This window comes from Formosa haliotis, from assembly GCF_001685485.1.
Classification (GTDB): Bacteria; Bacteroidota; Bacteroidia; order Flavobacteriales; family Flavobacteriaceae; genus Formosa; species Formosa haliotis.
In genome coordinates this window covers 945,572-965,273 of record NZ_BDEL01000001.1, presented here as the reverse complement: position 1 = coordinate 965,273, position 19,702 = coordinate 945,572, and the positions used below count along the sequence as shown (strand labels likewise).

Below are 19,702 nucleotides of genomic sequence, written 5' to 3'. Positions count from 1 at the left end.
GTTAATTAATCGCCATCACCATCTACATAATCTATAGTTAGGCCAAGTGCGCTAATCATATCTACTTTTAAGTACACTACATTTTGTTGAATGGCGTCGTAAGTATCTAACATTTTACTATTATCGGTAGTAATTTGCTCGCTAAAACTATTGTCTAAAGCAGAAGTAGTCGTTAGAATTTCAGCATATTGATCTACTATAATACTGCTTAAACTTGTCCCACTGGCTTCCGCATCAACAGCATCTAAAAATGCTTTTAAGCCTGGTCCAGAGGTGTTAGTTCCGTAAGTTTTTCCTTGAAAAAAGTCGCGTGAAGCTGTGATAGCTTCAATTAATAAGTCCTTACTAATATCGTTTTTATAAAAAGCTTCAACTTTATCTGTAAATAGAGTACCGTCGCTAAATACTCCTGCAGGTATACCTACTTTAGGAGCCCTTACATCTTTTTCTAAATTTTTAACAAAGTTATTGGCCGTCTGATTTACAGATCCTGTTACCGCATTCGAGTTGCTAATAAAAGAATCGCGATACGTTCCCTCCCAATCTGCTACAATGGCTTCGGCAATGCTGTTCAATTTAGAGGTTAAATCAGTAATATATACTTTATAGTTTGCAGCGTTGTTGTGCGTGGTGTAAAAGGCTAGTATATCTTCGTCTGTAGAAGCTAAACCATATAATAAATAATCTAGAGCAGGAAAACCTTGACTCGCAAATTGTGTCTGTGCACCCAAGTTGTAATCGCCAGAAGCAATATTTGCATCAATGGTTGTGGCATTGGTAGGGTAGATGTTAGCTGTTTCTAAAAGGTGAAGTTCTGTTGCTTTTCCTAAATCGTAAATACCAACATGCTGATACGTTTTGTAAGCCGCTAACCAAGCATTTCTTAATTCACTAAGAGTTGTTTGCGTTGGATTTGCTACAAATGCTGAAGCTTCTGTGTTTAGAGCCTCTGTTTTTTCTTGATAATCTGAAAACGCTGGTATAATAAGGTTATCGGCCCAACTCGTTAACATGGCTTGGGTATCATAATCGGCAGTATTTTGCTCTTTGCTATTGCCGTTATCAGACGAACAACCAAAACATACCAGAACAATTGCTATTAAGAAAAGTGAATGCTTCATGGAAAAAAATTTTTTCAAAAGTATAAAACTCAATCCTATTATGTTTATTTATTCTAAATAATTTCTGTTTTTATGATATTTGTCATAAATAATTAGTGTTTTTTTTGGATAGGTTTTCAAAGTTATTACATTTGCATTGTTTTTAATCAGTCTAAATAAACTAAAATTAATATGAAAAAAACAATTCTTACCGGTTCAGCATTTGCTTTACTTGCACTTTTTTTAGTAGCATGTAATAACGATGATGATTCAGGAACTACAACAGACGATACAGCTAAAACCGAAGTTGTAGAAAATTACGCAGATATAGTATATGCTAATTATCAAGATGCTTTAGAAGATGCCGTGGCCTTAAAAACGGCTATAAATGCATTTACAGAAAATCCATCAGAAGAGCGATTCGAACTATCTAAAACAGCTTGGTTAGTGTCTAGAGAAAGCTATGGTACTACCGAAGCTTTTCGTTTTGCCAACGGTCCAATCGATGATGAAAATGGTCCAGAAGGCTTATTAAATGCATGGCCATTAGATGAAAATTTTATCGATTACGTAGATAATGGTGGTACTGTTGTTAACGGAGGAATTGTAAATAGTCTTGATGATTATCCAGAAATTACAAAAGAGGTTTTAGAAGGTCTAAATGAAAACGGAGGAGAAAAAAATATTAGTGTAGGCTATCACGCGATTGAGTTTTTACTTTGGGGACAAGATTTAACTTCGCCAGATGCCTTATTACCAGGGCAAAGACCTTATACCGATTTTGTTGACGGAGGTACAGCTTTAAACCAAGACAGACGTCGTGCTTATCTTGATATTTGCGCCGATTTAATTATTGATAACCTGACGTATTTAGTAGATCTTTGGGCACCAAGTGGAGAGTATAGAGCTACATTTTTAAATTTAGATGAAGATGAAGCCCTTAAAAATATATACTTAGGAATTACTACTTTGGTTTCTGCTGAGTTACCTGTAGAACGTATGTCTGTTGCTTTAATTAATGCCGATCAAGAGGACGAGCATTCTTGTTTTAGCGATAATACACATAGAGATATCGCTCTAAATCTTCAAGGGATTATTAATGTTTACGAAGGTAAATATGGAACGATTTCTGGACCATCTTTAGCAAGTTTAGTTAAAGAGGCTAATGAAGAAACTTATAACGATACTGCAGATTCTATAGATGAGGCGGTAGAAAAAGTGTCTGAAATGTATATTCCTTTTGATTATGCTATTATGGGAGGTGAAGATTCTGCTGAAGGCGCTAAAGTTCAAGATGCGATTGATGAATTACAAGATCTTGGTAAATTTTTATTAGCAGGTGCTTCTGCAATAGGAATTACAGTGAATGGATAATTTTTAAGTGAATTATATATTAGTGAAAAAAAAGTGCTGCATTTTTAGTGGCACTTTTTTGATGTTTAAAATGGTATCATGAATATTAAAGGTAAAAACGGGATTATTTTTTTACTAGGATTATTAGTCTTAACGGCATGTAATTCTAACGAAAATGATTATGTTGTCCTGGTTGCAGAAGATGGTGAGCAATACGGTGGGGGTGTATCCACTGTCGTAAATGCATCAGAAGAAGCATTCGGGTTTGCAAGTCAAGCTTTAACGGCAAGAGAACAAGTAGATTTTGGAGTAGGGAATTCTTTTTTTAGGCAGAGTTGGGTTTCAGCACCGGCATCTACAACGGCACGAGATGGGCTAGGTCCTTTTTTTAATGCTGTAACATGTTCGTCTTGTCATTTTAAAGATGGCCGAGGCAGACCACCTGCTTTCGATGGTGAATTTGGAGAAGGCTTGTTATTGCGTTTAAGTTTACCGGGAACACAAGACAACGGCGCAGCGCATGTAGATCCTGTGTATGGTAACCAATTACAAGATGCTTCTATTTTGGGGGTAGACAAAAAAGGAACTTATAGAATAACATACGAAACTAGTACAGAAACTTTAGCCGACGGTACTACCGTTACCTTGCAAAAACCTATATATACCATTGAAAATTTGGGATATGGATCTTTAGTTCCAGGGGTTTTAGTCTCGCCGCGAATTGCTGGGCAAATGGTTGGACTGGGGATGCTAGAAGCGGTTCCAGAGGCTACAATCCTTGCTTTTGCAGACGAATTTGATACCGATGCAGACGGCATTTCTGGAAGACCAAATTACGTGTACGATGAGGAAAGCCAATCACAAAAAATGGGACGTTTTGGATGGAAAGCCAATCAGCCGAGTATAAAACAACAAGTTGGTGCTGCTTTTTTGGGTGATATGGGGATTACATCGTATTTATTTCCAAATGAAAACTGTCCACCAAATGTAGACTGCGATAATATCCCGAATGGAGGGTCTCCAGAAATTACGAATGACAATTTTGATAGAGTCGTTTTGTATTCTCAATCTCTATCGGTGCCTATTCGACGTGATTTCGACGATCAGAATGTATTAAACGGTAAAGCTATTTTTAATGATATGGCTTGTACTAGTTGCCACATTCCTAAAATGGAAACAGGCAATGATTATTATATTGCCGGATTTAGAAATCAAACCATTAGACCTTACACCGATTTATTGTTGCATGACATGGGGGATGGTTTAGCCGATAATGCTCCCGATTTTCAAGCATCAGGCAGCGAATGGCGTACACCGCCTTTATGGGGAATAGGTTTAATAAATACTGTAAATAAACATACTAATTTGTTACATGATGGTCGGGCACGAAATGTAACCGAAGCTATTCTATGGCATGGTGGGGAAGCCGAAGTTGCAAAAGAAAAATTTAAACAATTATCTACTCAAGACCGAGAAGATGTACTGGCTTTTATAAATTCGTTATAAACAATTAAACATATATTTTAACTCCTAATATTTCAATTCTAATTGATTTGTTGGGAGTTTTTTTATGAAAAAGAATGTAGTTCAAAAAGAACTACAATAAGGACATGGTTAGCTTGAAACTATCATTATATGGATTACTAAATAGCTCTGAAAACAGTTAGTTTTAAAAGCTTTTTGTTAATTAAGGACAGTAAAAGTTTTAATCATTTTCAAATCTTCAAATCGATACATTTTCAAATAAATACATGGTTTTATTACTCCTTTTCAACCTCCTCTTTTATTTTTCTTGATGAATCACGAATAATTAGTTCGGGTTCTAAGATAATTTTATGGAGTTCCGGTTTGTAATGTTTGTCTTTAACACGTAGTAAAAACTGTTTAGCAACAAGTTTTCCAATATGTTTATTATGTTGGTAAATGGAGGTAATAGACGGCGTCACTAAAGAGGTAAAAGGTTCGTTACTAAAGCCCACAAGTGCTATTTGTTCTGGTACTTTAATATGGTTTTCTTGTAACACTTGTAAGGCACCCAAGGCGGCATAATCTCCAGCAGCATAAACGGCGTCTGGTAATTCAGAAAGTTCTAAAAGTTCTGCCATTTTTGCTCTTCCGTCCTCTATGGTTAATCCACTTTCTAATAACAAATGGTCATCTTCCGGAAGTTTATGTTCCTTTAAAGCGTCTTTATATCCTCTAATTCTGTTTTTATAAATACGGGTATGGCTATATCCAGCAATATGCGCAATGCGTTTGCAACCTTGTTCTACTAAATGATTTACAACAATATGACTACTTTGGTAATCGTCTATACCTATATAATCTACACCTATATTATTTTCTCCACGATCGAATAAAATTAAGGGAATACCTTTGGCCTTAATTTTCTCGTAATAATCAAAGTCTACCGTTTCGTTAGCTAAAGACGCAATAATACCATCTACTTGGGTTTTTAAAAGTGTATCGATATTTCTACATTCTTTTTCGTAAGACTCATTCGATTGGGTAATAATTAGGTTATATCCTTTTTTATTTAATTCATTTTCTATGTTTTCAACAACCGAAGAAAAAAAGTAACTGTTCGTTTTAGCGACAATAATACCAACCAATTTGCTTTTACCACTTCTAAGGGCAGAAGCCAAATGGTTAGGCTGATATTCCAACTCTTCGGCCACTTTTTTTACGGCAGCTTTAGTTTTGTCGCTGATTCTAGGATGGTTATGTAGCGCTCTAGAAACAGCCGAAGGCGTAATGTTTAACACATTAGCAATATCTTTTATGGTTGTTTTTTTTTTGTTTTTCAAAATTTTATGTAATTTTGTTCAATCGTTTGTACAAAGGTATTCTTTTTTTAATATTTTTCTGATAAAAATTTTAAATTAAATATTTTTAAAGTATTACAGGTTAAAAGATTAAAAATTTGTTCAAACGTTTGTCCTAATGACTAAAATGTTATAATTTTGTCATTGAAAAACAGTAGGAGAATAGAAGTATTCTTTATAGAAAATAAACTTAATTAATAAATAAAAAAATGAGTAAAGTAGTAACGTTTGGAGAAATCATGTTAAGATTAGCTCCACAGGGATTTTTAAGATTTTCTCAAGCTAACAATTTTGATGTTGTTTATGGTGGTGGTGAATCTAACGTAGCAGTATCATTAGCTAATTATGGTATTTCTTGTGATTTTGTAACACGTTTACCAAAGAATGATATTGGAGAATGTGCCATGATGGAAATGCGCAAAAGAGGCGTTGGTGTTGATAAAATTGTTTGGGGTGGAGATCGTTTAGGAATCTATTTCTTAGAAACAGGGGCAGTATCTAGAGGTAGTAAAGTGGTTTACGATAGAGCATACTCTTCAATGTCTACAATTCAATCAGGAATGATTGATTGGGATTCTGTTTTCGAAGGTGTTGAGTGGTTCCACTGGACAGGTATTACGCCAGCGATTTCTCAAAGTTCTGCAGACGTTTGTTTAGAAGCTGTTAAAGCTGCTAGTGCAAAAGGAATTACTATTTCTACAGATTTAAATTATAGAGCTAAATTATGGCAATTCTGTGATGCAGCGAAAAGAGAAGAAATCATGACTGAATTAACATCTTACTGTGATGTTGTTTTAGGAAACGAAGAAGATGCTGAAATGCACTTTGGTATTAAGCCAGAAGGTATTACTGTACAAACTCAAGGTCATGATGTAAAAGCTGAAGCGTTCTTATCTGTTTGTAAGCAAATGATGGAAAAATTCCCTAAAGCTAAAAAAGTTATTACTACATTAAGAGGTTCTATTTCTGCATCTCATAACACTTGGGCTGGAGTTTTATACGATGGTACTAAAATGTTCGAAACTCGTCAATACCAAATTACAGATATCGTAGATAGAGTAGGTGGTGGAGATTCTTTCATGGGAGGTTTAATCTACGGTTTATTAACGTACCCAGATAACGATCAAAATGCATTAGATTTCGCTGTTGCAGCTTCTTGTTTAAAACACACTATTAAAGGAGATGCTAATTTAGTAACAGTAGACGAAGTAAACAAACTTATGGGCGGAGACGCTTCAGGTCGTGTTGCTAGATAATAAATTCAAATTTTAAAATTATAAAAAGCACGATTAGTACATGAAAAAATCAATTGCAATTATTTGTGGTGGCGGTCCTGCACCAGGTATTAATACAGTAATTAGTACAGTAGCTAAAACATTTATGAAAGATGGCTACAAGGTAATAGGCGTACATCACGGATATCAAGGATTGCTTTCAGACAAACCGGAAGTTAAAGTATTTGACTTTCATCATGCCGATCGTATTTTTAGTCGTGGAGGTTCTACTTTAATAATGAGTAGATTTAAACCAAAAGACAGTGATTTTAAATCAGATTTTTTCAAAGATAATAATGTAAAATTATTGGTAACTATTGGCGGAGACGATACAGCATCGACCGCCAATAGATTAACCAAATTTCTTCAATCGCAGGAGCTAGATGTAGCTCATGTACACGTTCCTAAAACTATAGATAACGATTTACCTTTACCAGATAGAAATCCAACTTTTGGCTTTCATACAGCTAAAGACGAAGGTGTTAGAATTGGTAATACAGTGTATGAAGATGCCCGTACTAGCGAAAATTGGTTCGTGGTATCTGCAATGGGACGATCTGCAGGTCATTTAGCATTCGGAATTGCTTCAGCATGTCATTTTCAAATGATGATTATTCCTGAAATGTTTAACAAAACTAAAATTACATTCGATAAGCTTATCAATATGATAGTGTCTTCTATCGTTAAATGTAAAATTAAAGGTGTTGAGTATGGAGTAGCTATGGTAAGTGAAGGCGTTTTTCATTTTATGGATGAATCGGAAATAATAAATTCCGGAATTAATTTCACTTACGACGATCATGGTCATCCTGAATTAGGAAATGTAAGTAAATCTCATATTTTTAATTATTTACTACAATTAAAATTAAAAGAGATTGGATTAAAAGTAAAAACAAGACCTGTAGAATTAGGTTACGAATTAAGATGTTGTAACCCTATAGCATTCGATTTAACACTTTGTTCTTTATTAGGAATCGGGGTTAAAAAATTATACGATCAAGGATTTTCGGGTTGTATAGTTAGTGCAAATTCTAATGGTGATATTACGCCTTTATTTTTAAAGGATTTTGAAGATGAAAGCGGAAAAATTCCACCAAGATTAGTCGATATCAATTCAGATATGGCGCAGCTTTTTATTAATAATTTGTTCTATATTCAGGAGAAAGATTACGAAAAAGCAAAAAAATATTTACCAAATCCAGAAGCATACGATTTCAAAAAGATCTTAAACTGGAATTAAAAATTTAAAAATAATAACATGGCACAATTTTCAAGATTAGAAGTTGCTCAGGCAATGAAAGACACAGGAATGATTCCTTTATTTTTTCATAGCGATATTGAGTTAAGTAAAAAAGTATTAAAAGCTTGTTACGATGGTGGAGCAAGATTAATGGAATTCACTGCACGTGGTGATTTCGCTCACGAAGTTTTTGGTGAGTTAACTAAATATGCCGTTAAAGAATTACCAGGTATGATTATGGGTGTAGGGTCTGTTACAGACGGAGCTGCAGCATCTTTATATATGGCTTTAGGAGCTAATTTTATTGTAACTCCAGTGTTAAGAGAAGATATTGCAATTGCTTGTAACCGTAAAAAAGTATTATGGTCTCCAGGATGTGGTACCTTAACAGAAATTACTAGAGCAGAAGAATTAGGATGCGAAATCGTAAAATTATTCCCTGGTGATATTTACGGACCTCAATTTGTAAAAGGAATTAAAGGCCCACAACCTTGGACAAGCGTTATGCCTACAGGTGGTGTTTCTCCAACAGAAGAAAACTTAAAAGGATGGTTTGATGCTGGTGTTACTTGTGTTGGTATGGGATCTCAATTAATTTCTAAAGACATAATCGCAAATAAAGATTATGCAAAGTTAGAGCAGGATGTAAAAAATGCTATGGCTATTGTAAAGAAAGTTAGAAAATAATTAATTTTCAACATATAACTAGAAAAGGACAATCTGTAAAAAGATTGTCCTTTTTTTTTGTTGAAAACACTCGTGAGTTTCCCGGATCTACCTCGTAATTAAGGAGCTAAACTTCAAATTTTTTTAGCAATTAAAATGGATAAGTTTGGCGTGAAAATTATTTTAAAATTAATCGCTTTTTATTTTGTGTAGTTTCGTAATCCTACTTATATTTGCACAGCTTTTGAGAAATTAAAAATGTTTCAAAAAAGCAAAATCAGAACACATCGTGTTCTTGAATGGTGGCATAGCTCAGTTGGATAGAGCACCTGCCTTCTAAGCAGGCGGTCGAAGGTTCGAATCCTTCTGCCATCACAAAAAAGCTTCTGAGAAATCAGGAGCTTTTTTTGTTTTATCTACGTTTAACTTTTTCATTGTTTTTTCTTAAAACCAAATACTCCAAAAGGCTTCTAATATTCCATCTAAAAAAGCTAGTTATTTTACACGTTTTATATTCAAAATTTTACTACTAAATCGAACTTAAAATCATGTTAAATTTTTGTTTAATAAAGGTTGTTTTTTAATCAATTATACGCAAACGATTGAAAGATTTTGAGATTTGATAATTGTTATTTAGAATGATTATAATTTAGTTAAGTCTCTTGTTTTTAGTAGGTTTACGTGGATATATTAGTGAAAATTATTAGTTTTTTTCTTAAGTATTAACTAAATTTACATGGGAAAAAATAAAATATTTTTTTGTGCAGTTGCATAAAAAAATAGTAATCGAATCCTGAAAAATTCATACCAAAAATTAGTGTTGTATTTAAAAACAAATTCAGTAATCGAATGCTTCTAAAGTTCTAAATTTTGGACGTAAAAAAAAGCATTTGCTAAGGATGTTTTGTGGTGTGTTATTATAGTTATTAACGTATTATCGATTTAAATTTTCATATAAAATGAGTAAAGAAAAGAAAACGAGTAAAAGTTCTGTAAAGCAAAGTAGAAAAGATACGATTCAGTATATTAATCTTCAATTAGCTGCTTTAGGACAACCTATCTATCAAGATGATGAAAATGCTGAAGTAGAATTTAGTAATCCTAAATTTCAGCAATTAACAAACGGATTGATCAAGAGTTTTAAAGAAAAATCTAGATTATTATCACATCATTTATCTCCTGTCGATAATCGAATTCAATCTTTTATTAACGACTATTTAAAGGATGTTCCTTTTGATGATGATTTAGCTATTCCGAATGACACTTTAGTTTTAAATCAGGCCGGACATGCTCGTGAAGTAAGTTTACCGCCAAACGCAGACAAGTTTGTAAGTGAAGATATCACTTCGTATAGAGTGAAGCAAGGGGTTTTAAATAATCCAATTCACGACAAACGTACCACTAAAGGAACATTTCATATTGTAGAAGGAAGTTTACCTGTGCCTTTAGATAAGTTTGAAGTGCCTAAAGTTACTTTTGCTCATTTTTTAAAGGCTGCTTTTAATCCTTCAGAGGAGTTAAAAACATTGCCTTTTACATCGAAACAAGAAAATGGAGCCAAATTAATGGTGTCTATGTTATTAAGACCAGTGGTATGTCCAGAAGTTAAAGGTGTCATTACAGAAAAGAGTCTTGAAGTTCGTTTTTTCGCTCCAGGGTCTTTAGTAAGTAACTTAGATTTCGTAGAAGCAATTTTTGGAAATGCAGGCGATCCGTCGTTAGTTCAAAATGATGCGGCTTTAGATACAGAACATTGGACAGGGCATACAGGATGTATTATTCTTGCTCCGCAATTAAAAACTTTAAAGAAGAAAGATGTTGGTTTACCACATTACGATGATGCTACCGAGCGCCAAAGAAATGATGGCATGTGCTGGAAAGATGAGAATGAACTTTATAACGATGGTGGTGCATTTAAATTAACATGTAGAGATGATAGAGGGGTAGTTGTTACGCTTATTGCCGATAACTATTTCGGATATTCTAAGAAAGAAATTAAAACTCAAATTAGTTATTCTGCTAACCTATTCGGATTAGTAGAAGAGGAGCATTCTGGAGGAGCGGTTGCTTACCCAAGAGGTGTGATGGGTGATATTGTTGATGGAAAAGGATTCTCTAAAAAATTCAATAATAAGTACACGTTCGAGGATGTTAAAAAATATTTAGGCGATAGAATAGAAGTGAAAGCGGAATACTATGCGGTAGATAAGAAATATCCAAATATTGTTTACTTACCAGAAAATGCTTATATCAACACCAATACAAACGATATTACTTGGACATACAACGGTAAAGATCAACGAATTGTTTTAAATCCAACAAAAACCTATGTACACCCAACGGGTAATAAGTTTAAATTAGAAAAACACGATACAATTGCCCTATGGCGTATTGTGAATACTGCTCCAGAAGGTGTATTCTGCCATAAACCATGTACGGTATCTGGTGGAGGAAAATCTGAGATTTCTAAATCAATGAAAAATGCTATTACTTATAGTGCTTTTAATATTATAGATATCGATGAAGATTTCAAGAAAGCAGATGAAATTATAGAATACGATTACTCTAAAAGATGGAGAAATTTCGATCCAACGTTACCACCTTCAGAACCATTTTTAAGTTCTAAAAGAACATTAGGTTCTGCAGTAAGATTATTACAACCTTTAGATGTGTTTTCAGATGAATATAACGAATTTGTTACTAATATTCCTGTGCATATCAGATCTTTAGTGTTGTTTATTAAGCGTTTATATCGTCAAGATCACGGTGCTTTAAACTGGAAAGATTGTGTATCTGTAGATATTATTAACGGACAAAAAGGTACTGGTCTTAAGTATTTTAATAATCCTGTTGTAGGTAGTTATGTGCGTATAGGTTTTAACCAAGACGGAAATTGGTTACTAAATAAATTACGTTCAGATTTTTCTGCAAGTTTAAAAATTCAGAAAGAAGACGATATTTCAGCGTCTATAACATTACCACGTAAAGATTTTAAAAACTTAAACCCAGAATACACCAATAAGAGTTTAAAAGTGGTAACAAATTGTGAAGCACATTTATTCCAAAGACCAGATGAAGCAATTATTCGTGGTTACGATAAAGGTGCAGAACGCGATATCGTAGGAGATAATGTATTCTTAACTAACTACGAATTGTTAACTAAGCAGGATGCTATCGAAATTTATGAAGATACTATCAACTTCGATAAATACACGCAACCCGTTAAAGATTTAATTGAAAGTGTTGTAAACAGTAAAAAAGATGAGGAGTATTTTGTATTACCATCTCATACAAGAATTGTGAGTGGTGAGCCAACAAAAAACCCTCGTTATTTAGAGCGAAATATCTTTAAAAATGAAACTGAAGATAGCTATTTAGCAGAAGTAGGTACACGTTTATTTAGAAAAGTAGAATCTCAAGATCCTGTTATTGATGTTGTAAATGCAGTATTACCAGGAAGACGTAATAACCCAGCAGATACTAAAGCGGGAATTCGTGCTCTTGCCGTGTATAACCCAATCCATTATCAGGAAACTCCAGAATTGTTTATGGACTTTATTTGTAGCTTAACAGGTAAGTCGCCATCTACAACAGGAGCTGGTTCAGAAGGAGCCTTAACAAAAGGACCTTTCAATATGTTAACGCCTACTACCGATTTAAATAATGCTTTACTATCTCATATCTTAACAGAATCTAATGCATTTAGTACGGCAGCTGGTTATGTAGGAGGAGAAAATAAAGTAGATCACGATATTAGTATTTTAATTCCTGAAATCTGGGCACGTTTAGAACCACAAGATAGAGATCCTAATTTCTTAATTAATGATGGGGCTTTAGAAAAACTTGAAGATTTTGAATATAATGGTAAAAAGATTCTAGCCAGTAGATTAGGATATCGTATTACTAAACAATTCTCTTTAAGATGTTTAAACCGTATTTTCGACGAACCTAATGCTGTATTTAACGAAAAAATGTTGAAGCCAGAATTACAAGGTATGGAAGACTACGTAGACGGAATTAACAATATCGTTGAAGCACAACAAAAAGTTGCACTTAGATATTTTGAAGATGGAAGTATTGATGCGGCCATCCCACCATTACAAATTCTATTACACATGATGGCTTACGGACATTACGAAGGTAAAGAAATGAGCGATCCAGAATTAAGAGGATTCTTTACTAGAGACTATGTAATTAATAGCGATTGGTATAAAGAGAGATTGAAACTTAAACAAGAAAAAGACATCAAGTTTTATACAAAACAAATTAATTATTTAGAAACATTTATGTCTAACCCAGGAAACAAACAATTGGTTGAAGAAATGGGATTACATGAGCGTTTACAAACAGTAAAAGATTTGTATAACGATGCACATACAGATGAGTATTTAAAAGGATTAGAAGGAACTATCGGAGCAGATCCGTTATACCGCAAATAATTCTGAATACTTATTTTAGTACAGAGCTATAAAAGGGGCTGTTTAAAAAGTTGAGTTTTCGTCAACCTGAACTCGTTTCAGGTTCTCACATGTTTCGTTTTCCATGTGATGAGATTCTGAAATACATTCAGAATGACGGATTTAACACTTTTTGAACAGCCTCTTTTTCGTTTTCTGTAATCATTATAGTAGATTTATGGAGGATTAAGGCTTTTTAAATTGGTGCTAATTCAGCATTATAAAAAATAAAACCTGTATTATGGATAACATTGTTTGGGGAATTATCGGCTGTGGTGATGTTGCAGAAGTTAAAAGCGGACCAGCTTTTTATAAGTTAGCACAATCAGAATTAAAATCGGTAATGCGCCGTAATTTGTCAAAGGCACAAGATTTTGCCAAACGTCATAACGTGCCCTATGCTTTCGATGATGCCAAGGCTATTTTAAATGATCCCGAAATAAATGCTGTATATATAGCAACTCCGCCTTCGTCTCATTTAAGCTATACGCTTTCTGCCATAGAAGCCGGAAAGCATGTGTATTTAGAAAAACCAATGGCTTTAAATGCTTTAGAAGCGAAACAGATAGTAGAAGCTTTAAAAGACACGAAATCAAAATTAACTGTAGCCCATTACAGAAGACATTTACCTGCTTTTTTAAAAGTGAAAGACTTACTTGTAAAACATGAAATAGGACGAGTATTGTATGCCGATATTCAAATTTTACAAGCGAGGAAGTCTAATTTAATAGCGAATGCTGATGAATTTTGGAGACTTAATCCTACAATTTCTGGAGGTGGATATTTTCATGATTTAGCGCCACATCAACTCGATTTAATGTTGCAGTATTTTGGATCCTATACCGATGCTTTTGGGTGTTCTAAAAGGGAAGAAAACGAGTTTGCTGCCTCTCTAGTTAATGGAATAATCCGGTTTAAAAATGGCGTGCAATGTCGCGGAATTTGGTCTTTTAATATGCCAGAATCTGAATCTAAAGATGAGTGTGTAATTTATGGTACAGCAGGTAAAATAGTCTTTTCGTTTTTTGGTGAAGTTGTAAGGTGTTATAAAAATGGTGTGGAAACAGTGTATCGTTTTAAAATCCAGAACATATACAAGAACCTATGATTTCTGCCGTAGTAGATTATTTTTTAGATCGTGCAGAAAATCCCTGTTCGGCAGAAGAAGCTTTTGAAGTAGCAAAAATTATGGACGCATTTACGGTTTAATAATAAAGTCATTTTAACACATTTTTCAAGCAAAATAATTTCACTTTAATCCGCTCTTTATAAATCGTAGAAATTATTAATTCATTCATATTCATGTCTTTTTTCGAGAAACATGATGTTTTTCTTAGGTAGTATCTATCAATTTTTTAATAAACTATAGGTTTAATTGTATTAACTAAAATTGTAGGATTCTTTTTGTGCTGAACCTAAGTTCATAAATTTTTAGTGGAGTGAGTTTGGCATGTTAAATGCTTGTATGTTTCATAGCAATACAATACTTATTAATAAAAAAGATATCTCGTATTCTTTTAATAATCAAATAATTAAAATGGTGTTTATTCTGTTTTTAAACATGATAAATGTCATAGAATATTTGAATAGAATATCGGAATTTTGTAAATCTTTTTGTCTAAAAAGTAACTAAAACAATTAAAATGAAAAAATTACATTCCTTCCATATCCCAGTAATGGGAATTGGTTTTACCATAGATACACCTTTAAAAGTATCTCATTTAGGAATTGATTCAGCCATATCTTTAGTCGACGATATTTTACTTGAAAAACTTCGTAAAATGTACTGTAAGATGTTTGAATTACCCTATGAAGAAATTGACAGTTCAGAAACAGACCATAGAGCGAAACGTATTACCTCGTATTTAAATATGGTTCACGAAGTAACCGAAGAAAAATTTAATCAACTTAAAGCGGTTAACAAATCTTATACAGAAGATTTAAAAAATTATTTAAACTTATTGCCAAACACTTCAGAGCTAAAATCTCAGTTTGTAAATGCTATTTCTGGTAAGTTTAGTATGGATAAAGCAAAAAAGTTTTTATCAGATAATTTAGTAAAAGGTAGTATTGATGTAAACATCATGACTAAAGTTGATAAAGATAACTTTAAAGATAAAAAACAATTACCTGTTGAATATAACGATGCACATGCAGCATTGCGTGGGTATGCGAATTCTAATTTAAGTTCGTCTTTAATTTTATCGGCTGGTATGAATCCGCATTTATTCAGTTATATAGAAAATTTTAAAGATTTCTATCCTGATGCTACTGGGTATATTAAGAAGAAAATTATTCTTAAGGTAAGCGATTATAGATCAGCTTTAATTCAAGGAAAAATATTAGCAAAGAAAGGGATTTGGATTTCAGAATTCAGAATTGAATCAGGTTTAAATTGTGGTGGACATGCCTTTGCAACTAATGGTTTGTTAATGGGACCTATTTTAAATGAGTTTAATGTTAATAAAACCGCGCTTACAACCGAGCTTCACGGGTTATTAACTAAAGCCTTAGAAACCAAGAATTACCCTGTTCCAGAAGCGGTATTACCTGTTAAAATTACAGCACAGGGTGGTGTAGGAACTGCTGAAGAGCACGAGTTTTTAATGGAAAAATATAACCTAGATTCTGTAGGCTGGGGGACTCCATTTTTATTAGTTCCAGAAGCAACAACTGTAGACGATGCTACTATGGAGCAACTTATTGGTGCCAAAGAAAAGGATTTGTATTTAAGCGATATTTCGCCGCTAGGTGTGCCTTTTAATAGTTTGAGAGGAAATACTAAAGATTTAGAGAAATACAGAAACATCGATAAAAATAGACCTGGAAGTGCTTGCCCTAAAAAGTTTGTGGCCCTGAATAAAGAGTTTTCCGAAGAAGGTTTATGTACGGCTTCAAGACAATATCAGCATTTAAAAATTAAGCAATTAGACGAGCAAGATCTAGATGTTACCGAGTACAGTAAAGCACTTGATAAAATTACAGTAAAATCTTGTACTTGTGTTGGTTTAGGAACATCGGCATTATTAAAGTATAATTTAGATACTAAAACCGAAGGTACCGGAGTGTCTGTTTGTCCTGGTCCGAATATGGCTTATTTCTCTAGAATTTTGAGTTTAAAAGAAATGACTTCTCATATTTATGGAGAAATAAAAAATATAGTGTCGCCAAATCGTCCCAATATGTTTGTAAAAGAATTGACTATTTACGTCGATTATATTACAAACAAGTTTAACGAAACGCCTGTAATTTCTAATAAAAGAGAAGAGAAATACTTTGTAAGTTTTATAGAAAACTTAAAATCTGGAGTCGCTTATTATGAAAGTCTTTTAGATGATACTAAAGATTATTTTGAAACATCTAAAAATGCAATTTACGAAGGTTTACAAACAGAATTAAATCGATTAAAAGCGCTTAGTGTGAAAATAGAAGCAGTTTCCCAAATCGCATAATTCTATTTAAAGCGTTTTATATAGTGGCCTAATTCTACTATAAAGCCTTGCATTATTTGCAAGGCTTTTTTTATAAAATAAGTTTTGTTTATAGTAGAGATTTTAATTTGTTTGCAGCCCATTCTGCAGTAATATCGCGTTGTGGGGAACCAAACATTTCGTATCCTACCATAAATTTTTTAACGGTAGCACTGCGTAACAATGGCGGATAAAAACTCATATGCCAATGCCAGTGCGAATTGTCCTGGTTATTAGTAGGCGCTTGATGAATACCGCTTGAGTAAGGGAACGATATATTAAATAACTTGTCGTAGGTTTTAGTAATTACCGAAATAGCGTCTGCAAATAATTCAGTGTCTTTATCGGTCATTTCTAAAATGTTTTCTTGAGCTTTTTTAGGCACAATCATAGTCTCGAACGGCCAAATAGCCCAAAAAGGAACCAGTACAACAAAGGCATCATTTTCGTAAATAATGCGTTCTTTAGCGTTTAATTCTTGATTTAAATAATCTCCTAATAAAGATGATTTCTTACTCTCGAAATATGCTTTTTGTTGATTGTCTTTTTTGAAAACCTCATTAGGTAGCGTAGACTGACTCCAAACCTGTCCATGAGGATGCGGATTGCTACATCCCATTATGGCTCCTTTATTTTCAAAAATCTGAACATAGTTTATAAGGTCCATAGCGCCTAAGGTCTTAAATTCATTTTGCCATGTTTTCACTACTTTATTAATATCTGGCACAGACATGTTTGCTAAACTTTTAGAGTGATCTGGACTAAAACAAATAACTTTACAAACGCCTTGTTCGCTCTGTGCTTTAAATAAACCGTCGTTTACGCTAAATGTTTCCGAATCTTTTTGAAGGGCAGCAAAGTCGTTTGTAAATACAAATACGTCTTTATAATCTGGATTTTTTTCACCATTTGCACGTGTGTTACCCGAACATAAGTAGCAACTTTCGTCGTGTGATGGGCGTGTATCGTTTGCGACCTCTTCGTTTTGACCTTGCCAAGGACGTTTAGCACGATGTGGAGAGACTAAAACCCACTCTCCAGTTAAAATATTTAATCGTTTATGCGAGTAATCTTGAATATTATTTGTCATTTTGTGAAATTAATTTAAAGCGTAACTACGTGGGTACCTTGAGATAGATTCACGTTGTAAAACGAGCAGTCCTTATTGAATTTATTCTTATAATTTTTTGCAATAGTGTCTTGAACTTCGGCTAATGCAGATTTTAATACTATATTAATGGTACAGCCTCCAAAACCGCCTCCCATCATTCGTGCTCCAATGATATGTGTATCTGTTTTAGCAAAATCTACTAAGAAATCTAATTCTGGGCAACTAACATGATATTGGTGTTGTAAACCATCATGAGAGCCAAACAATAACGCTCCCAATTGATCAAGCTGATTTGCTTTCATAGCTTCTACAGCTTTTAGGGCACGATCGTTTTCTTCGATAACATAAAGGGCTTTTTGGTAATCTTCTTCAGAAAGTTGTGTTTTTATTTTAAGCAAGTCGCTAGCAGTAGCGTCTCTTAATGCAGGAATTTTTAGTAAGCTGCTCACCGTCTCGCAAACATGACGTCTATCGTTATATGCCGCTTCAGATAAATCGTGTTTTACATTGGTATTTATTAAAAGTAATTGATAGTCTTTAAAATCGATATGAAATGGTGTGGCTTTTTGTGTTCGGCAATCTAAAAGCAAGGCATGGTCTTTTTGTCCAAACATACTTGCGTATTGATCCATGATTCCGCAGCGTACACCAGCAAAATTATGCTCGGCTTTTTGCGAAATTAAGATCATTTCAGATTTAGATAAACCCAGATTAAAAAGTTCATTTAAACTATAAACAATACTATTTTCTAGAGCAGCCGAAGAAGATAAACCAGCACCTTCGGGAATATTACCACCAAAAACAATATTAAATGGCGGTACGGTAATGCTTTTCTTCTGAATCTCGGCTACAACACCAATGACATAATTTCTCCAACCTCCGTTTTCTAAAGGTTTAATATTGTTTAAACTAAATTCGTAAGCTTCATTTAAATCGTAAGCATAAGCGATACAATTGTCGGTTTCAGATTTTTGAATAGCCGCTGCAATACCTTTGTCTATAGCCGCAGGAAACACGTAACCATCATTATAATCTGTATGTTCTCCTATAATATTTATGCGTCCAGGCGAAAATACGAGTAAAGGCTCTTGCTTAAAACGTATTTTAAAGTCCGTGTATATTACTTCTAATAGTGGTTTTTTCATTTGATAAGATGTATTTTAGTTGAATGTTTGAAAATAGAAGTTAAAATTAATAAAAGTAAATTATACTTTTATTAATTTTAACGTATTATTTATAATTATGGTTAAACAACAGATAGATTATTACGCTTCCCACGATAAAATGTATGTGGCTTCAGATTGTATTGTTTTCGGATTTGATGAAGGCGAATTAAAATTACTTATATTTAAAAGACGGGTAGAACCCGATAAAGGAAGCTGGTCGCTAGTAGGTAGTTTTGTAGAGCTAGAGGAAGACGATAATACTGCCGCAAAACGGGTTCTAAAAGATATAACGGGCTTAGACCAGGTGTTTTTAGAACAACTTAAAACCTATACAAAGGTAGATAGAGACAGTGGTGCGCGATGTATTTCTATAGCACAGTATGCTTTAATTAGAATAGACGATCATGACAAGGAATTAGTAGAGAAACACGGGGCGTACTGGTGTAATTTAAATGCCGTACCACAATTAACTTTAGATCATAATGTTATGGTAGAAGATGCTTTAGAAGTTTTAAAACGTAAAGCAAAATATCAGCCCATTGGTTTTGAATTGCTTCCAGAGAAGTTTACCATACCGCAATTACAACAGTTATATGAAGCTATTTATCAGCGTGATTTTGATCCGGGAAACTTCAGAAAAAAAGTGTTATCCTTAAAAGTCTTAGAAAAATTAGACGAAAAGGACAAATCGAACTCTAAGCGTGGCGCGTTTTTATTTAAATTCAATCCTAAAAATTATAAAAAACTATTAAATTCAGGATATCATTTTGAGATTTAGAGTTTTAGTGGTCTGTTTTTTTAAAGTTTCATAAACCAATAGAACCGATGTTGAACTAAAATTTTAATTGTAAAATATACTTTTAATAGGGATTTGTAATATAATTATTGTAATACAATCTATTAATTTACTAACGCTTACGGTGTTATTGAAATAGGTTTCAAGTAAAAACTTTAATAGATTTGTTAAGTTGTCCATTTCTGTTAGAATTAAGATTTTAAGATAATATTATGTAGGTATTAACTTAAAATTGTAAATTAGA

13 protein-coding genes and 1 tRNA gene are annotated in these 19,702 nt (G+C 33.5%); 10 read left to right on the top strand and 4 right to left on the bottom strand.

Features of this window, described 5'->3' with window-relative positions:
- Positions 1 to 5 precede the first annotated feature (5 nt).
- Positions 6 to 1,121 (bottom strand): imelysin family protein, encoded by a 1,116-nt coding sequence (locus tag A9D35_RS04035; protein WP_066219372.1) that lies wholly within the window; start codon positions 1,119 to 1,121, stop codon positions 6 to 8.
- Positions 1,122 to 1,292: 171 nt separating this feature from the next.
- Here A9D35_RS04035 and A9D35_RS04030 point away from each other — a divergent pair, with 171 nt between their 5' ends.
- Complete coding sequence (locus A9D35_RS04030; RefSeq protein WP_066219370.1) at positions 1,293 to 2,474, top strand: imelysin family protein; 1,182 nt, start codon at positions 1,293 to 1,295, stop codon at positions 2,472 to 2,474.
- 78 nt (positions 2,475 to 2,552) lie between these two features.
- Complete coding sequence (locus A9D35_RS04025) at positions 2,553 to 3,959, top strand: di-heme oxidoreductase family protein (RefSeq protein WP_066219367.1); 1,407 nt, start codon at positions 2,553 to 2,555, stop codon at positions 3,957 to 3,959.
- Positions 3,960 to 4,213: 254 nt separating this feature from the next.
- Here A9D35_RS04025 and A9D35_RS04020 read toward each other — a convergent pair whose 3' ends face one another.
- Positions 4,214 to 5,260 carry a LacI family DNA-binding transcriptional regulator gene (locus A9D35_RS04020; protein ID WP_066219365.1) on the bottom strand — a complete coding sequence of 349 codons (1,047 nt, stop codon included), beginning with the start codon at positions 5,258 to 5,260 and terminating at the stop codon, positions 4,214 to 4,216.
- Positions 5,261 to 5,487: 227 nt separating this feature from the next.
- Between A9D35_RS04020 and A9D35_RS04015 the strand changes: the two genes are divergently transcribed.
- The 7 genes from A9D35_RS04015 (at position 5,488) to A9D35_RS03985 (ending at position 16,367) form a co-directional block, all read left to right on the top strand.
- On the top strand, positions 5,488 to 6,534 hold the full coding sequence (locus A9D35_RS04015; RefSeq protein WP_066219359.1) for a sugar kinase: 1,047 nt from the start codon (positions 5,488 to 5,490) through the stop codon (positions 6,532 to 6,534).
- A gap of 40 nt (positions 6,535 to 6,574) precedes the next feature.
- Entirely contained in the window at positions 6,575 to 7,792 is a 1,218-nt protein-coding gene (locus A9D35_RS04010; protein WP_066219354.1) for a 6-phosphofructokinase, read from the top strand.
- 18 nt (positions 7,793 to 7,810) lie between these two features.
- Complete coding sequence (locus tag A9D35_RS04005) at positions 7,811 to 8,479, top strand: bifunctional 4-hydroxy-2-oxoglutarate aldolase/2-dehydro-3-deoxy-phosphogluconate aldolase (protein ID WP_066219352.1); 669 nt, start codon at positions 7,811 to 7,813, stop codon at positions 8,477 to 8,479.
- A gap of 280 nt (positions 8,480 to 8,759) precedes the next feature.
- Positions 8,760 to 8,833: transfer RNA gene (locus A9D35_RS04000), tRNA-Arg, on the top strand.
- Between the two features lie 584 nt (positions 8,834 to 9,417).
- Positions 9,418 to 12,897 carry a PPi-type phosphoenolpyruvate carboxykinase family protein gene (locus A9D35_RS03995; RefSeq protein ID WP_066219349.1) on the top strand — a complete coding sequence of 1,160 codons (3,480 nt, stop codon included), beginning with the start codon at positions 9,418 to 9,420 and terminating at the stop codon, positions 12,895 to 12,897.
- Between the two features lie 259 nt (positions 12,898 to 13,156).
- Complete coding sequence (locus tag A9D35_RS03990) at positions 13,157 to 14,023, top strand: Gfo/Idh/MocA family protein (protein ID WP_218017720.1); 867 nt, start codon at positions 13,157 to 13,159, stop codon at positions 14,021 to 14,023.
- Between the two features lie 535 nt (positions 14,024 to 14,558).
- Positions 14,559 to 16,367: a hypothetical protein gene (locus tag A9D35_RS03985; RefSeq protein WP_066219348.1), complete on the top strand. Its 1,809-nt coding sequence runs from the start codon at positions 14,559 to 14,561 to the stop codon at positions 16,365 to 16,367.
- Between the two features lie 88 nt (positions 16,368 to 16,455).
- On the opposite strand, the gene A9D35_RS03980 is transcribed toward A9D35_RS03985, so the two are convergent.
- A complete protein-coding gene (locus A9D35_RS03980; protein ID WP_066219341.1) occupies positions 16,456 to 17,475 on the bottom strand; it encodes a UDP-glucose--hexose-1-phosphate uridylyltransferase in 1,020 nt (339 codons plus the stop codon).
- Between the two features lie 14 nt (positions 17,476 to 17,489).
- Positions 17,490 to 18,641: a galactokinase gene (galK, locus tag A9D35_RS03975; protein ID WP_066219337.1), complete on the bottom strand. Its 1,152-nt coding sequence runs from the start codon at positions 18,639 to 18,641 to the stop codon at positions 17,490 to 17,492.
- A gap of 97 nt (positions 18,642 to 18,738) precedes the next feature.
- On the opposite strand from galK, the gene A9D35_RS03970 reads away from it, so the two are divergent.
- Entirely contained in the window at positions 18,739 to 19,440 is a 702-nt protein-coding gene (locus tag A9D35_RS03970; protein WP_066219334.1) for an NUDIX hydrolase, read from the top strand.
- Positions 19,441 to 19,702 lie beyond the last annotated feature (262 nt).

Coding starts and splice junctions, on each gene's coding strand:
- A9D35_RS03990 (WP_218017720.1), top strand. CDS start 13,157: ATGGATAACATTGTTTGGGGAATTATCGGCTGTGGTGATGTTGCAGAA.
- galK (WP_066219337.1), bottom strand. CDS start 18,641: ATGAAAAAACCACTATTAGAAGTAATATACACGGACTTTAAAATACGT.
- A9D35_RS03980 (WP_066219341.1), bottom strand. CDS start 17,475: ATGACAAATAATATTCAAGATTACTCGCATAAACGATTAAATATTTTA.
- A9D35_RS04025 (WP_066219367.1), top strand. CDS start 2,553: ATGAATATTAAAGGTAAAAACGGGATTATTTTTTTACTAGGATTATTA.
- A9D35_RS04030 (WP_066219370.1), top strand. CDS start 1,293: ATGAAAAAAACAATTCTTACCGGTTCAGCATTTGCTTTACTTGCACTT.
- A9D35_RS03995 (WP_066219349.1), top strand. CDS start 9,418: ATGAGTAAAGAAAAGAAAACGAGTAAAAGTTCTGTAAAGCAAAGTAGA.
- A9D35_RS04010 (WP_066219354.1), top strand. CDS start 6,575: ATGAAAAAATCAATTGCAATTATTTGTGGTGGCGGTCCTGCACCAGGT.
- A9D35_RS04005 (WP_066219352.1), top strand. CDS start 7,811: ATGGCACAATTTTCAAGATTAGAAGTTGCTCAGGCAATGAAAGACACA.
- A9D35_RS04035 (WP_066219372.1), bottom strand. CDS start 1,121: ATGAAGCATTCACTTTTCTTAATAGCAATTGTTCTGGTATGTTTTGGT.
- A9D35_RS04015 (WP_066219359.1), top strand. CDS start 5,488: ATGAGTAAAGTAGTAACGTTTGGAGAAATCATGTTAAGATTAGCTCCA.
- A9D35_RS03985 (WP_066219348.1), top strand. CDS start 14,559: ATGAAAAAATTACATTCCTTCCATATCCCAGTAATGGGAATTGGTTTT.
- A9D35_RS03970 (WP_066219334.1), top strand. CDS start 18,739: ATGGTTAAACAACAGATAGATTATTACGCTTCCCACGATAAAATGTAT.